This is a genomic window from Kineococcus indalonis, from assembly GCF_009906395.1.
Taxonomy (GTDB): domain Bacteria; phylum Actinomycetota; class Actinomycetes; order Actinomycetales; family Kineococcaceae; genus Kineococcus; species Kineococcus indalonis.
Window position 1 is genome coordinate 1 of record NZ_JAAALM010000908.1, and the last position, 854, is coordinate 854.

At 75.9% G+C, this 854-nt stretch carries 1 protein-coding gene; it reads left to right on the forward strand.

What is annotated here, in order from left to right; translation table 11 throughout:
• Positions 1 to 122: 122 nt before the first annotated feature.
• Positions 123 to 854, forward strand: a 732-nt coding sequence (locus GTR00_RS21880; protein ID WP_166613589.1) for a GntP family permease, incomplete at its 3' end; no start/stop codon positions are given.

Sequence of the window (854 nt, forward strand, 5' to 3'; positions counted from 1 at the left end):
CCCCCGCCACGCCGGGCGGGCGTGGGAGGGTTCGACCACCGCGACGTGCCGGTGGGGTGCTGCCCCGGCCCGGTGCCGGCCGCGGGACACCGCCGTCCCCGTCCCCGTCCCCGGAGGTCCCCGTGCCCGAGGTCGAACCCGTCTACGGCACCGGTGTGCTGCTGGCCATCGCCGCCGTCGCCGTCGCCGTGCTGCTGCTGCTCATCATCCGCTTCAAGCTGCACGCCTTCCCCGCGCTGGTGCTGGTCAGCGTCCTGACCGCCGTGGCCACCGGCATCCCCACCGGCGACGTGGTCGACACCCTGCTGCAGGGCTTCGGCAGCACGCTGGCCAGCGTCGCGCTGCTGGTCGGCTTCGGCGTCATCGTCGGGCGCCTGCTGGAGGTGACCGGCGGCGCGAAGGTGCTCGCGGACACCCTGATCGCCCGGTTCGGCGAGGCCCGCGCGCCGCTGGCCCTGGGCGTGGCCTCGCTGATCTTCGGCTTCCCGATCTTCTTCGACGCCGGTTTCGTCGTCTTCCTGCCGATCATCTTCGCCGTGGCCCGCCGCTTCGGCGGCTCGGTGCTGCGCTACGCGCTGCCCTCGGCCGGCGCCTTCGCGGTCATGCACGCGTTCGTCCCGCCGCACCCGGGGCCGGTGGCGGCCGGGGAGCTGCTGGGCCTGGGCGCCGACATCGGGCTGCTCATCCTCGTGGGGTTCGTGCTGGCCGTGCCGACCTGGTTCGTCTCCTGCTACCTGTTCGGCCTGTGGGCGGCGCGCCGCACGGACGTGCCGCTGCCGGCGGAGTGGGCCGGCCGCGTGGCCGCGAACGTCGGCGGCGGGCAGGGCGCCTCCGCGGGCGCGGGCGGGGGCAGC